Raw genomic sequence first — 14,112 nt, forward strand, 5'->3', positions numbered from 1 at the left:
CGCCGACGACGAAGGGACCTTTCATGGCGGCGAACGGCGGTGTCGCAGGACGGCTGCGGCACACCCTGGTGGACGCACCCGGATCGGCGGGAGCGCGCATGCGGGCCCGCCGCTGGGAGCTGCTGGAGCAGGCCTTCCCCGACCTGGCGACGATGTCCGTCCTGGACCTCGGCGGCACGGTGGAGTGGTGGCGGCGGGCACCCGTCAGCCCCAAGGACGTGACCGTCCTGAACCTGTTCGAGCCCGGCGACTCCGCGGACCCGTCCCTGCTCCCGGTGACCGGCGACGCCTGCCGCGCCCGCGAGGCGTTGGCGGCGGCCGGCGCCCAGACGTCGTACGACCTCGTGGTCTCCAACTCGTTGCTCGAGCACGTCGGCGGGCACGCCCAGCGGGCGGCGCTCGCCCGTGAGGTCCACGCGCTCGCGCCGCGCCACTGGGTGCAGACGCCCTACCGCTACTTCCCGCTCGAGCCGCACTGGCTGTTCCCCGGGCTGCAGTTCATGCCGATGGCCGCCCGCGCGCGACTGGCTGCCCGCTGGCCGTTGGCCCACAGCCGTCCGGAGACGCCCGAGGCCGCCATGTCCGAGGTGCAGTGGACCGAGCTCGTCGGGATCGCCGAGCTGAAGGCGTACTTCCCGGGCTCCGCCATCCACCACGAGCGCGTGGCCGGTCTGACCAAGTCGCTCGTGGCGGTGGGCGGAGGAGCCCGCTAGGCCCGATCCGGATCCTGCCTACGGGTTGACGGCCTCACCGCTGTCCCAGACGTTGCCGGACCACTGGTTGCCCGCGGCGTTGCGGTCGAACGACGTCACCGGTCCGTAGACGCCACACTTGCGGTTGGCGCCGCGCTCGAACACGTTGTTGGTGACCCTGACGTTCGACGCCTCGTAGGGCTTCGAGCTCGATGCGCCGCCGTAGAGGCAGTACGAGATCGAGGAGTTGTTGGCCCTCAGGTAGTTGTTGTCGATGGTGACGTCGTCGATCGGGTCGAAGTCCCCGAACAGCGACAGGTCGCCGCTGCAGCCTCCGTCGTTGCTGTTGAGGATCGCCGTGCAGTGCAGCGTGTTGTGGCGGATCACCATCGTGTGACCGCCGTTGGAGATGAACGCGTTGTTGTGGAAGCTGCCACCGTCGGGGTTGTACTGGTCGTGCAGCCATGAGTCGGTGACCTCGCAGTTGTTGTTGCACTGGAAGCTGTGCTGACCGCCGGTCACGTCGACGCGTCGCGCGGTGATGTTGTAGCCCCAGATCCCTGCGGTGGAGACCGAGCCGGCACGCACGTCCGAGTCGGTGATGCTCACCGAGCTGTCGCCGTCGCCGTAGATCGACCACACGCCCGGGACCAGGGACTTCTCGATGACGACGCCCGTGGTCTGGATCACCAGCGCGTCGCTGCACTTGGAGAGGACGTCCGCGCCCGAGATGGTGCGGGCCGAGGTGATCGTGCACGGACCGGTGTAGGGAGCGAGCGTCGTGCCTGCCGGTACGCCGGTGTTGTCGGGACCGGGCCACCCGCCGGGCGGCGGCGTGGTGGGCGTCGCGGTCGGGGTCGGGGCCGGGGTGGTCCCGGCGTCCGCCGGGACGAACCTCACGTCGACCCAGTAGTTGGCGTCGCCCCGGGCCTCGTGGCTCGGGAACCGCGCCTTGCTGCCGGGCCGCGTCACGCCGTTGCTGTCACCCGGGGCGCGCAGCTGGGCGTTGCTCTTGGCCTTGCTCCACCCGCCCGGCGTGGCGGCGTGGATCCCCTTGGCCCCGGTGTGCACCGAGACGACGTAGCCCTTGCCGGCGGCGAGCTTCACGCCGGAGTCGAAGCCGACCTTCTTCCAGCCCTTGCCCTTGACCGGGCCCAGCTTCGTCCGGGCCAGGACCTTGCCGCTCTTCGACCAGAGGGTGGCGGACGCGGGGGTGGAGGCCTTCGACTTGCGCGGCTTGTAGTAGCGCACGCCCACCGCCGTACCGGCGACCTTGGCCTTGAACCGCATCCCGACCTCGCGCTCGGGGCCGGTGCGGACCTCTGCGTCAGGGGTCTTGCGGGTCAGCAGCCCGACCTCGGAGGCCTTCGCCTGACGCGTTGACTCGCCGTGGGCGGACAGGGTCGGCTGCTCGACGAGCGCGAGGGCGCCGAGGACGGCGGCCAGGACGAAGACGGGCACGAGACGACGACGGCCTCGGGACAGGACATGGCCGGACGGAGCGGCCGGTGCGGTGGGGCGCACGGGGGACGACATGAAAGAACCTCGATGGCACGGGGGCAGGGGACGAGACCGCGCGAAGGGGGGTGGGGGTCGGAACAGGGGGGTCGCGCGGTCCCCGGCATCCTCCACAGGGACCCGCGGGCCGACAAGCCAGCGGAGGAACTTCCCCAAAATGTGCCGCTGCGGGCTAGCGCACCACGGTGGCCGACCACGCCTGCTCGATGAGCAGCTGCGGTGCGGCGTCGGGGGTCGTGTCGACCGCCCAGGTGTCGGTGACCCCGGGCTCGTCGGCGCGCGGCATCCCGTAGATCAGCGTGTCGTCGTCGAGCCACTCGACCTGGTCGTCGAGCCCACGTGGTCCGGCCTCGAGGAGCGTGCGCTCGCCCGTGGCGAGGTCCTGGACGGCGATCTGCCACTCGACACGACGACCCGGGTCGACGTCGACCTTGAAGGCGACGCGGGTGCCGTCCGGTGACAGCGACGGGCACTCGGCGTCCTGGGACACGGAGGTCAGCGTGCGCTCGGCGAGGTCACCCTCGACCAGCCACGTGCGGCCACCGGTGGCGACCGTCGCGTAGAACGTGTTGTCGTCGACGAAGGTCACGCCCCAGACGTTGCGGTCGACGGGGTTGACCTCGCGGCCGTCGACGACCAGCTGGAACTTCTCGAGGTTGCCCCACCGCTCGCCGTCACCGAACTCGTGCACCTCGGTGGCGGTGGAGAAGCCGGTCGACATGTAGGAGTGGCCGGCCACGAAGACAGTCGTCGCCACGAGCGTGCCGTCCGGGCTGAGCCGGGTGCGGCTCGGGATGCCGGGCAGGTCGTTGCTGGCGACCTGTTGCCAGTCGGCGTCGAGCTCCACCCCCTCGTACGACGCCGCGACGCCGTCGTTGCTGATCAGGCACGAGGCGCCGTCGGGACGGGCCGCGACCCGGTTGCAGGAGACACCGGTGAACGCGCGCGGCCCGCCCGGGTCGTCGAGCGGCACCACGGCCACGACGCCGTACTGGCTGTCGAGGCCGGTGTGGCGGAAGACGATCCGCGGGCCGTCGGTGACCTCCGCGATGGGCGTCTGCTCGGCCTCGGGCTCCGCGGCCCGCTCGGCGCGCACCTCGCGCCCCTGGTCGACGACGTAGACGGTCGCCGCGACGGCGATCGCCACCACGACCGCGATGAAGACCAGTACCCGGGCCCGGGTGCTCACGTGGTGACCGCGGCGCCGTCGAGGCGCGGGATCCGGGTGGCGGCGGCGAGGACCGCGAGCGCGAGCAGCGCGGCGACGGTCGCCATGGCGGCGGTCGGGCCGAGCAGCAGCCACAGCACGCCGAAGCCTGCCGAGGCGAGCATCCGGGCGAGCGCCACCACCGTCTGGGCGGCGGCGATGCCGCTGGACCGCGCTTGCACGGGGACCAGGCGGCCTGCGATGGCGGCGATGACACCGTCGGTCGCGGCGTAGAAGGTGCCCAGGAGGAGCAGCGTGCCGACGGTCGCGGCGGCGGTCGAGGTCGGGAGGACCGCGCACAGGTAGGCGCCGACGAGGGCGAGGTGGCCCACGACCAGGGTGCGGGCGCGCCCCACGCGGTCGGCCAGGCGGCCGATCGGCACGGCCAGCAGCAGGTAGGCGACGTTGGTGCCGACGTAGAAGAGGGGGAACCAGGCCACGTTGACGCCGCCGTGGTCGAGCAGCGCGAGGTAGATGAACCCGTCACTGATCGTCAGCAGGCCCAGCACGCCCGCCACCGCGAGCAGCGGTCGAAGCCGTCGGTCGGTCAGGTCGCGCCACCGGAACGGCGGCGGGGTCGGCCCGCTGCTGGCGTCCCGGTCGCGCCGGGCGCGGACGTCGGGACCGAGCAGGCCGAGGAGGGCCACGCCGGCGAGGGCGAAGGCCAGCGAGACCACGAGCACGACCGAGTAGCCGTCGGGCACGACCACCAGCAGGCCGAAGGCGATGAGCGGTCCGAGCGCCGCGCCGATGGTGTCGAGCATCCGGTGCACGCCGAAGGCACGGCCGAGGTGCTCGGTGGGCGTGGCGGTGCTGATCATGGCGTCGCGGGGCGCCGTCCTGATGCCCTTGCCGATCCGGTCGGCGGTGACCACGGCGGCGATCCCGGCCGCGCCCGAGGCGAACAGCAGGAACACGCGGGCGACGGCGGAGAGCCCGTAGCCCAGGAAGGCGACCCACTTCGGGCGGTCCGAGGCGTCGGCGAGCCAGCCGCCGCCGAGGCGGACCAGCGCGCTGACACCCTGGTAGAGGCCGTCGATGAGGCCGTACGCCACTGGCGTGAGGCCGACGACCGCGGTGAGGTAGAGCGGGAGGATCGCGGAGACCGACTCCGACGACACGTCGGTCAGCAACGACACGATCCCGAGCGTGATGACGACCCGACCCACGGGGGGCCGGGTCGAGGACGAGCCGCGGGTGGTGCCGCCGGCGGGCCGGTCGCGGACGGAGATGTACATCGGCTCACCCGCCCGTGGCGCGAAGCGAGGCGTGTACGGCGTAGCTCGACCCGGATCCTCGGGGGCTGACCGTGACGGTGACGACGCTGTCACCCCGCCGGAACGAGGCCGCTTGGGACCCGGCGACGCTCGGCGGCGGCGCCGTCTCGTCCATGCCGCGACGAGCGAGGCGGGTGCGGTAGGCGATCAGGACCTGCGCCGGTGAGAGGGACGTCGTCGCCACCAGCCCGACCTGCAGGCGGTCGCCCATCGGCGAGAGGCTGCTGCTCTCGACGCGGGCGCCCCGGGGCGGGCGCAGGGCGTCGGGGAACTGCCGCAGCAGCCGGCCCTGCGCGTTGGCGCTGCGGGGGAGAGGCGTCGTGACGAGCGGCGCGGGGTTCGTCGGCGCCAGCAGCTCCGAGAGGCTGGAGACGGGGGACTCGGGTGCTTCGGGCATCTCGAGCGCGGGCGCGGAGCCCGGTGCGGTGGTGTCCGTGCCGTCCCCGTCGGAGTCGTCACTGCTGGTGTCGGGCGAGGCGCTCGGGCTGGGCTCCGGTGACTGGCCGCTGCCGTCGACCCCGTCCGTCGCCCCGTCCGTCCCCTCGCCGGTCGACTGGTCCTTGGCCCGGTCCTTCTTCCGGCCCGGCTCCTTCGAGCCGGCTCCGGCCGACGGGGACCCGGTGGCATCCGGGGAAGCGGTCGAGGACACGGTCGGTGGCACGGCGTCCGGGGACGCCCCGTCGGCGCCGCAGCCGCCGAGGAGCAAGCAGGCCACGACGCCGATCACGGCGACCCGTACAGGTCTGGTGTTCATCTGATGGTCGACCCCCACGGTCGTTGACGAGACGGTGCCCGCGCGGTCAGTATGCGCCGCGGTGACCGAGCACCGCTCGCACTGTGCGGACGAGGATCGAGAGGTCGTGGCGCAGCGACCAGTTCTCGACGTACTTCAGGTCGAGCCGCACCGACTCGGCCCAGGTGAGGTCGGAGCGGCCCGACACCTGCCACAGGCCGGTCACGCCCGGCTTGACCACGAGCCGGCGCCGCGGGTCGACGTCGTAGCGGGCCACCTCGCACGGCAGGGCCGGGCGGGGTCCCACGAGGGACATGTCGCCGCGGACGACGTTCCACAGCTGCGGCAGCTCGTCGAGCGAGTAGCGGCGCAGCTTGCTGCCCAGCGGCGTGATCCGCGGGTCCTGCGCGATCTTGAACAGGACGCCGTCCTTCTCGTTGTCCTCGCCCATCCCGAGTCGTGCCGTCTCGGCGTCGATGCCCATCGAGCGCAGCTTCAGCATGGTGAAGGGGATGCCGTCGCGCCCGATGCGCTCCTGGCGGAAGAACGCGGGGCCGGGGGTCTCCATCCGGATGGCCACGGCGAGGGCGGCCAGCACCGGGAGGGAGAGGACCAGCGCGACGAGCGCGAGGGTCCGCTCGACCAGGTCCTTCAGCAGCCGGCGCGGTCCCCTGAGGGTCGGCTTGCCGACGTGCAGCACGCCGAGGCCGGCGGTCGACATCACCCGGGTCCGCTGGGGCTCCACGTCGAGCAGGCCCGTGCCGAGGAAGAGCTCGGTGCCCAGGCCGGACAGGGACCAGTGGAGCCGGCGCACCTCGGCGGGCGACAGCTTCGCGCCGGGCAGCACCACCAGGGCGTCGGCGCCGTGGTCGTGGGCCGCCGTCGAGGAGGCCTGGAGGCCCACGTAGACCGGCACGTCGCCCTCCACCGGGGTCTTGGACGCACGGGTGAGGCAGGCCGCGACCACCTCGTGGGTGCCGCTCGCCCGGAGGTGTGCCACAGCCTCCCGGACGTCGCGCGGGCGGCCGGCCAGCACGACGCGCGGGAGGGGACGGCGTACGCCGGCGACGAACGGCAGGGCGCTGGCGACGGTGAAGCCGGCCACCAGCGCGGCGAGGGCCAGCGGGTCGGCGTGCCACACCAGCGGCGAGACCGCCAGGGTGAGCACGGCCGTGCGGGCGCCGGCGGCGAGGACCACGCCCAGCCGGGCGCCACGGGACTGCCCGAGCGCCTGGCGCCGGTAGCGACCCGACACGGCGAGCAGCGGCGGCCACGCCAGGGCCGTCGCGATCGCGGCGGGAAGCTCGAGCCGGCCCTGGGACACCGACACGGCGGCGAGTCCCAGCGCGAGCACGAGGTCGAGGACGAGCGCCGGCCACATCGGGGCCGGCCGGGTGGCCCTCCGCTGCGGCAGCTCCGGGACGACGGTCGCGACGACCGGCTCCGGGACGGCCGTCGGCACGAGCACGGCCGCGTCGACGAGCGGCAGGGTGGTGACCCCTCGCGGGCGGGGGATCTGCCTGTCCAGCAGGCCACCGTCCGCAGTGACGACGTCGGCCACCATGTCGGCCACCCTGTCCGCCACGTCGGTCACCGGGTTCGGTGCCACGACAGGCACCACCCCGGACACCATGTCGGTCACGACCTGCGTCATTCCCATCAACCCCCCTCCGGGACACCGCCCAAGGCGCCCCGTTGCTGACCTTGCAGCGAGCCTAGGAACGCCCACCGGGTGGGGCATGCCGCAAATGAGCGAAAGCCGTGCACACCCGGGAGATACCCATTCAGAGGGATGGGCAGTTCCGGCCGGCCGGACCTACTCTCGAAGAGGTGCACCAAGCACTGGTTCGCTCTTCTCGGGCCAGCCCCGCACTGGCCGCCTCCTGGTGGCCGCTGGCGTGACGCGGAACCCCACGCTTCGTCACCCGGAACCGATGCGAACCAGTGGCGGCGGTCGAGGTCCCCCTCCTCGACCGCCGCTTCCGCGTGCACGCCGTGGCTCCCCAGCCGGCGCGTGGCTCGGCACCCGTCCGTCGAGCCGGTGGGCTCAGGCGCCGACCTTCCAGCCGACCTGGTTGGCCATCCCGACGGCGGCGAGCTGCGAGGAGACCTCGAGCTTGCCCAGGATCGACTTCACCTGGGTGCGGACCGTCGCCTCCGACACCACGCTGTCCTGGGCGATCGCCCGCACGGTGCGACCCTCGATGAGGGCGCCGAGCACCTGCCGCTCGCGCGGCGTGAGCAGGTCGAGGCGGCGGCGTACGTCGTCGTGGGCCTGGCGGTCGCGGGCCCAGGCCTCGAGCAACGACTCGAGCTCCTCGCGCGTGACCACCGGCAGCCCCTGGTGCAGCCGCCGCACGGTGGCGAGCGCCTGCTGGAGGGCACCGGTCTTCGACAGCACCTTGCGTGCCCCGAGCCGCATGCACGCTCCCCAGCGCCCGACGTCGTCCGACGCCGTCAGCACCACGACGTTGGCGTTGGCCCGGGCGAGCGGCGCGACGAGGTTCATCCCGTCGCCGAACCGGCCGAGGTCGAGGTCGAGCAGGACCGTGCGGGGGTTGGCCCGCAGCGCGAGCGACCTCAGCGTGGCCATCGACCCGCCCTCGTCCGGCGGCTCCAAGCGTCGTACGTCGTAGCCCTCCAGGGAGAGGGCGAGCTCGAGCGACTCCGCGAAGAGCACGTGGTCGTCGATGATCAGGACCCGGTGCTCACCCCGAGACGCGCCAGGCACGGCCGTCCTCCATCGTCAGCTTCGGTGCGGTCAGACGGGTCGTGCCCAGGTCGTTCTCCGGCGAGCGCCGGGCCGAGGGCAGCGAGATGACGAACGACGATCCGGCGCCGTCCCGGTCGGCCAGGCGCAGCGAGCCACCCGCCTCGGTCATCAGGCGCTGGGCCACGTTGAGCCCGATGCCCTCGCCCTTGGAGGTGGTGCCACGCTTGCCCCAGTCGAAGATCTGCGGCCGCTGGTCCCGAGGGATCCCGCGACCGAAGTCGGTCACCGTGATGTCGACCGTCTCCTCGTCGCGCCGCATGACCTCCACGACACTCTCGTCGGTGCCACCGTGCTTGGCGGCGTTGTCCACCAGGATGTTGAGCACCTCGGCGAGAGCGTCGAAGGGAGCCCGGACGACGTCGCCGGTGGAGTGCAGCTCGACGTGGCGGCCCTTGAGCCGCTGCAGGTCGAGGATCTGGGTCAGCGCGTCGTCGAGGCGCAGGTCGGCGGTCTGCGGGCCGGTGCCGGCGAGCATCCGCTCCATCCGGTCGAGCTCACGCCGGAGCGACGCCCACAGTCGTTCGCGCGTCTCGCTGGTGAGGTCCTCACGGTCGAGCAGGGCCGATCCGGTGACCAGCCCGGCGATCGTGCTCCGCAGCTCGTGCAGCTGCGCGCGCTGCTCGCGGCTGGCGTCGACGAGCACGTGCTCGAAGGAGTTGATGCGTCGCCGTTCGTCCTCGAGGTTCCGGCGCAGCGTGGCCCACGCGATCCCGAGCCAGGCGGCACCGGCCGCCGTGCGGGCGAGCCACAGGGCGGCGTCGACGCTGCCGCCGGCGAGCCCGGACGGGGGGACCAGCTGGCCGAGGACGACCACGCCCACCGTGGCGAGGAGCAGTGCGCTCATCGCTCGTGACGCCGCGCGTTGCTGCAGCACGAGGACCGCGGACAGCAGCTGGGTGCAGAGCAGGACCCCGATGAGCAGCTGCATCTGCGTCGACGGCGGCTGGACCCGCGGGAACTGGAGCAGCAGGTGGCCCGCTGCCACGAGTCCCAGCCCGAGGCCGATGACGAAGGTCTCGTCGGCGACGCGTCGGACGCGCTCGGGGGCCAGGAGCGGGACGACCACCCCGAGCATCCCGGCCGTGCCGACCGCCAGCATGAGCAGCTGAACGGTCGCCCCTCGAGGTGGCGTGCTGTGCAGCGCGATGAGCGTGACGACGAGGGCCTGCGCAGCCACGAGCGCGCCCGTCGCCACGATCCAGCCTGCCACCGCACCGGCGTGTCTGCGCCACGTGACGAGCGCGGTGCAGCCGGCGGCGGCGACGAAGACGCCGCTGACGACCCCCTCGCCCAACGACGGCACCGTCGACGCCGACGGCGGCGACCACCATGCGTGATCTGTCCCCGACCCGATCCACACCAGGACGAGGAACGAGGCGAGCCCCATGATCCCCGTCCGGCACCTGTGGCGCGTGTCCCCCCTGCAGAACCCCAGCATTTCGTGCTACCCCCCTGCGGTACAGCCCAAGTTGTTGTCGAGACGCGTCGGCTGCTTCCCAAAGCTGCCGAGCGCGACGTGCGTCTGACGTGTGAGTCAGGCTCTCGGCTGAGAGTGCAACTCACGGTGCGGGGGGTCCAATGATTCTGTGGTCGTACCGCAAATAGGGCAAAGGCGGTCTGGTCCGCCGTTCGCAGGACTCGTACAGGCTTCGTCAAGGACCCCTTCAGGTCGCCCCCAGCGGGGCCCGAGCAGGCGGCGATTTCCCCTCAAGGGGGTAGCCGCCCGCGAGAGCCTCGCTGCGGGTGCGGAAGACGCGGACAGGTCGCGTCCCCAAATATGTGCACGTTCGCCAAGGGCTGGACGTGTGGAGGCGTGCGACGGACAGGCTGGAGCGGCCGGCAAGCGGGAGGAGGCCTCATGAGCGTGCCAGGTCCGGTCTGGGTGCTGTCGCCGCACCTCTTGGTCGCGCAGGCGGTCACGGCCGCGCTGCGCTCGGTCGGGGTACCGGCCGAGACCCGGAGGTGGGAGTCGGTGGTCGACGACGAGGGCTCGCCCGTGCCCGTGGCGTCACGACCAGCAGTGGTCGTCGCCATCGTCGACGGGGTTGACAACTCTGCCGTCGTCGGTCATGTCGAGGCGCTCGCCCAGCCGGGCGACGCGCGCGTGGTGGTCGTGAGCTCCCCCGACACCTCGACCCGGTGGGGCGGACTGCTGTCCAACGACGCCGTCGACGTGGTGACCGTGACGACCTCGGTGTCGCAGCTCGCCGACGTCGTCCAGCGCCTCACCGCAGGCACCTCCTCGATGGACCCGGAGGAGCGAGCGGCCCTGCGCACCTCGTGGGCCATGGACCGCGACCGGCGCCTCCACGTGCGCGACCAGCTCGAGTCGCTGTCGCCGCAGCAGCGGCGGGTGCTCGAGCTCCTCGCCTCCGGGCGGCGGGTCGCGGAGGTCGGCGTCGAGATGGGTGTCGCGGAGGGCACCGTCCGCAGCCACGTCAAGGCGCTCCGCGCCAAGCTCGGCGCATCCACGCAGCTCAAGGCGGTGGCGATGTTCCACCAGGCCTACGACGCCACAGGAGGCGGCGACCTCGTGCCCAGGCCCCGAGGGGCGGGTGACGATCCGGGCGACGACCCGGGTCATCACGCCGGCCGGGACCGGAGCGGGGAGAAGGTGGGCGCCACCCGTCGATAGGCTGGCGCCATGACCTCACCCCACGACGAGCCTCGCTGCGCTCCCCTCGCCGCAGGGACCCCGAGATGATCGATCCCACGACGCTCGACGACCACGCCTTCGCCGTCTGGGCGGCCGAACGGGCCGGCTCGGTGCTGCTCGACGTACGCGCCGGGGCCGCGGCCGACGGTCTGGAGGGCAAGGCGCTCAAGGACGCGGGCGACGCCGCCGCGCAGGCTGAGCTCGACCGGATCCTCACCCAGCACCGTCCCGACGACAGCGTGCTGTCCGAGGAGGCGTCCGACGACAAGTCACGGCTGACCGCCCGACGCGTGTGGATCATCGACCCCCTCGACGGCACCCGCGAGTTCTCCGAGCCGCCGCGCGACGACTGGGCCGTGCACGTCGCCCTGTGGGAGGACGGCGAGCTCGTGGCGGGCGCGGTCGCCCAGCCCGCGCTGGGGGAGACGTTCAGCACCGGCCGCCCCAGCGTGGTGCCGCCGCGCACCTCGGAGCGCCCCCGCATCGCCGTCTCGCGGAGCCGTCCGCCGGCCTTCGTCGAGGCCCTCGCCGCCGACCTCGACGCCGAGCTGGTGCCGATGGGCAGCGCAGGCGTGAAGGTGATGAGCGTGGTGCGCGACATCGCCGACGCCTACGTCCACGCCGGCGGGCAGTACCAGTGGGACAACGCCGCCCCGGTGGTCGTCGCCCGCGCCGCCGGCCTGTACTGCAGCCGCGTCGACGGCTCGCCGCTGGTCTACAACGAGGACGACACCTCGCTGCCGGACCTCATCGTCTGCCGTCCCGAGCTCGCCGAGCAGATCGTCGACTTCGTCCGCCGCCACGGCACCGCCTGAACGTCCGGCACTCGGGAACTGCTCAGTGGACGAGCTTGAGCCCGATGATGCAGCCGACCAGCCCGGTCAGCAGCACGGCCTTGACCACCGAGAACGCCTCGGTGCCGGTGACCATCGCGACGACGACTGTCAGCACGGCGCCGATGCCGACCCACACGGCGTACGACGTGCCGACGGGCAGCGTGCGCATGGCATAGCCGAGCCCACCCATGCTGAGGGCGAGCGCCACCAGGAAGGTGGCGGTCGGCACGGGACGGGTGAGGCCGTCGGAACGGCCGAGGGCGGTGGCCCAGACGGCCTCCAGCACTCCGGACAGGACGAGCACGAACCAAGCCATGGCCATCTCCTCGACGGCCGTCTTGTCGCTGTCCGGGTACGGCTCCCTCGTCCGGGTGCCCACGTCGCGGGGCAGTGTCGACGATATCGGCTTGCGGCACGGGGCCGCGACTTGCCAGCGTGGGGCCATGACCTCCTTCGTCTCGCACACGACCGTCGACTGCCGCGATGCCTACACGCTGTCGGAGTGGTGGAAAGCCCTCCTCGGCTACGTCGACGTCGAGGGCGACCCCAACGAGCCGGGGCACGAGGAGTGCATGGTCCTCGACCCGGACACCGGGCACAGCATCCTGTTCATCGAGGTGCCCGACGCCGACCTGCCGGCGAAGCGGATCCACTTCGACCTGCGCCCGCGGGAGGGCAGCCGCGACGACGAGGTGGAGCGGGTCCGCGGCCTCGGCGCGAGGGAGGTCGCCGACCAGCGCGGCCAGTACGGCCCCGGCACCGGGTGGGTCGTGTTCGCCGACCCGGAGGGCAACCAGTTCTGCATCCTGCGCTCGCAGGCGGAGGTGGACGCGGGTCCACCCCCGCCCGCGTGAGCGTGACGGCGTACGACGCCGGGTCAGCGCGTCACTGCGCCAGCGCGTAGGCCGCGCAGCCGATCAGCTCCATGCTGACGGTCAGCCGGTCCATGCTGATGTTCTTCTCGATGGTGTCCTCGGGCGAGTGGTAGGGCGGCTCGAGCAGCGCCGGCGTCTCCTCGCCTCGCCAGGAGAAGTTGGCCGAGGCGATGCCGACCTCCTGGAAGGACTGGTGGTCGCTGGCGCCGCGCTGGGTCACCGGTGAGAGCTGCGGGTCGTAGCCGAGCCGCTGGGCGGCCGCCGTGACCTGGTCGGTCGTGGGGTTCCCGGTGCCCGAGAACGACAGCTGCCAGTAGCGGGTCGCCGGGCTCCAGCTGGTGCCCACCATGTCGTTCTGGAAGACGCCGCGGATCCGGTCGCGCTCGGCCTGCGGGAGCTGGGCGACGTGGTGGCGCGACCCGATCAGGCCCTGCTCCTCCGAACCCCACAGCGCCAGCCGGACGGTGGCGTCGGCCTTCGGCATCCGGCGGAGGACCCGGGCGAGCTCGAGCGTCAGCACGGTGCCGGAGCCGTCGTCGTTGGCCCCGGGCGCGCCGATGACCGAGTCGTAGTGGCCGGAGATGTAGACCAGGGGGCCCGTGGCGCCCGCTCGGCCGGGGATCTCGGCCAGGACGTTGTTGCTGGTGAGGCCGCGATGCGAGGTCGTGCCGATCGTCAGGCGCAGCGGACGCACCGAGAGGTCCTCGCGCAGCAGCCGCTTCTGCACCTGCGCCACGCCGAGGACGGGGATGGTCGCGACGGGCGTCCAGGGCGGCGGGGTCGTGCCCGTGGTCGGCACCAGCCGGGGCGACGTTGCGGACGCGCGGCGGGGGTAGGCCAGGTCGGCCGGCAGCAGGACGACGGCCGCGGCCCCGCGCCGCTGCGCCTCGAGGACGAACGCCGCCCGCAGGTTGACGCGGGTCGCGGGGTCGGCGTCCTGCGCGTCGTCGGCGAGGACGACGGCTCCGGTCACCGCGGCCGGGTCGGCGGGCCACGCCGGTGCGGTCGCAGCCTTGACGTCGACCACGCGGCCGGTGACCGGGGCGGCGTCGAGACCGGCGTCCGGCGATGCCCCGGCCTGCCAGCAGATGTCGTCGGGCAGCTGGCCGTCGGGGTCGCCGATGTCGGCGAGGAACTTGTCCGCGACGGCGAAGGGCTCGAGCCGGACGTCGCTGCAGCCGGCGCTGCGCAGCGAGGTGACGGCGTACTCCGCGGCCGCCCTCTCCGAGGCGGTGCCGCCGATGCGCGGCCCGATGCGCTCGGAGAGGACCCGCAGGTCGGCCAGCGCGCGTGAGGGGCGGATGCCCGAGACGACCTGGCGGTCGCGGACGGCGAGAGCGGGGCCGCGGAGGGCGCCCGGGCGGGTCGCGTCGGCAGCCCAGGCGGGCTGGCCGGCCGCGACGACCGCGACACCGCCTGCGGCGCCGGCGAGAAGCTTGCGGCGGCTGAGGGTGGGGGTATGGGTGGGGGTCTGGTGGGTGGGCAGGGTGGCGTGGTCGGGTCCCGAGATGTGATCCATGACATCCGAACCTATGTGTCCGCCTC

The 14,112-nt window shown here is 72.9% G+C and carries 13 protein-coding genes and 1 riboswitch; of the genes, 4 read left to right on the forward strand and 9 right to left on the reverse strand.

From position 1 onward, the window contains the following. Window positions 1-23 precede the first annotated feature (23 nt). Window positions 24-713: a methyltransferase type 11 gene (locus JOD65_RS07430; protein WP_191193035.1), complete on the forward strand. Its 690-nt coding sequence runs from the start codon at window positions 24-26 to the stop codon at window positions 711-713. Window positions 714-731: 18 nt separating this feature from the next. Here the strand turns inward: JOD65_RS07430 and JOD65_RS07435 are convergent, their stop codons facing one another. The 7 genes from JOD65_RS07435 to JOD65_RS07465 form a co-directional block, all read right to left on the reverse strand. After that, window positions 732-2,228 carry a DUF4082 domain-containing protein gene (locus tag JOD65_RS07435; RefSeq protein ID WP_191193034.1) on the reverse strand — a complete coding sequence of 499 codons (1,497 nt, stop codon included), beginning with the start codon at window positions 2,226-2,228 and terminating at the stop codon, window positions 732-734. A gap of 154 nt (window positions 2,229-2,382) precedes the next feature. After that, window positions 2,383-3,399 (reverse strand): PD40 domain-containing protein, encoded by a 1,017-nt coding sequence (locus tag JOD65_RS07440; protein ID WP_191193033.1) that lies wholly within the window; start codon window positions 3,397-3,399, stop codon window positions 2,383-2,385. After that, window positions 3,396-4,655, reverse strand: coding sequence for an MFS transporter (locus JOD65_RS07445; RefSeq protein ID WP_191193032.1), 1,260 nt, complete (start codon window positions 4,653-4,655; stop codon window positions 3,396-3,398). The genes JOD65_RS07440 and JOD65_RS07445 overlap by 4 nt, the downstream gene beginning before the upstream one ends. A gap of 4 nt (window positions 4,656-4,659) precedes the next feature. Continuing rightward, the gene (locus JOD65_RS07450; protein ID WP_191193031.1) at window positions 4,660-5,448 is read right to left on the reverse strand and encodes a hypothetical protein; all 789 of its coding nucleotides are present in this window, start codon (window positions 5,446-5,448) and stop codon (window positions 4,660-4,662) included. Window positions 5,449-5,494: 46 nt separating this feature from the next. Beyond that, on the reverse strand, window positions 5,495-7,087 hold the full coding sequence (locus JOD65_RS07455) for a sugar transferase (protein WP_191193030.1): 1,593 nt from the start codon (window positions 7,085-7,087) through the stop codon (window positions 5,495-5,497). Between the two features lie 387 nt (window positions 7,088-7,474). Beyond that, window positions 7,475-8,158: a LuxR C-terminal-related transcriptional regulator gene (locus tag JOD65_RS07460; RefSeq protein WP_191193029.1), complete on the reverse strand. Its 684-nt coding sequence runs from the start codon at window positions 8,156-8,158 to the stop codon at window positions 7,475-7,477. After that, window positions 8,136-9,587, reverse strand: a complete 1,452-nt coding sequence (locus JOD65_RS07465) for a sensor histidine kinase (RefSeq protein WP_191193028.1) — start codon at window positions 9,585-9,587, stop codon at window positions 8,136-8,138. The genes JOD65_RS07460 and JOD65_RS07465 overlap by 23 nt, the downstream gene beginning before the upstream one ends. A 471-nt stretch (window positions 9,588-10,058) precedes the next feature. On the opposite strand from JOD65_RS07465, the gene JOD65_RS07470 reads away from it, so the two are divergent. Next, window positions 10,059-10,835: a LuxR family transcriptional regulator gene (locus tag JOD65_RS07470; RefSeq protein WP_191193027.1), complete on the forward strand. Its 777-nt coding sequence runs from the start codon at window positions 10,059-10,061 to the stop codon at window positions 10,833-10,835. A 65-nt stretch (window positions 10,836-10,900) separates the two neighbouring features. Continuing rightward, window positions 10,901-11,671, forward strand: a complete 771-nt coding sequence (locus JOD65_RS07475) for a 3'(2'),5'-bisphosphate nucleotidase CysQ (protein ID WP_191193026.1) — start codon at window positions 10,901-10,903, stop codon at window positions 11,669-11,671. Window positions 11,672-11,693: 22 nt separating this feature from the next. Here JOD65_RS07475 and JOD65_RS07480 read toward each other — a convergent pair whose 3' ends face one another. Next, on the reverse strand, window positions 11,694-12,008 hold the full coding sequence (locus JOD65_RS07480; protein WP_191193025.1) for a DMT family transporter: 315 nt from the start codon (window positions 12,006-12,008) through the stop codon (window positions 11,694-11,696). A gap of 12 nt (window positions 12,009-12,020) precedes the next feature. Then, window positions 12,021-12,086: riboswitch (guanidine-III (ykkC-III) riboswitch) on the reverse strand. A gap of 49 nt (window positions 12,087-12,135) precedes the next feature. On the opposite strand from JOD65_RS07480, the gene JOD65_RS07485 reads away from it, so the two are divergent. After that, window positions 12,136-12,546, forward strand: coding sequence for a VOC family protein (locus JOD65_RS07485; RefSeq protein WP_191193024.1), 411 nt, complete (start codon window positions 12,136-12,138; stop codon window positions 12,544-12,546). A gap of 31 nt (window positions 12,547-12,577) precedes the next feature. Here JOD65_RS07485 and JOD65_RS07490 read toward each other — a convergent pair whose 3' ends face one another. Then, entirely contained in the window at window positions 12,578-14,086 is a 1,509-nt protein-coding gene (locus JOD65_RS07490) for a M20/M25/M40 family metallo-hydrolase (protein ID WP_191193023.1), read from the reverse strand. Between the last annotated feature and the right edge of the window lie 26 nt (window positions 14,087-14,112).

Origin of the sequence: Nocardioides cavernae (assembly GCF_016907475.1) — a bacterium.
Lineage (GTDB): Bacteria > Actinomycetota > Actinomycetes > Propionibacteriales > Nocardioidaceae > Nocardioides > Nocardioides cavernae.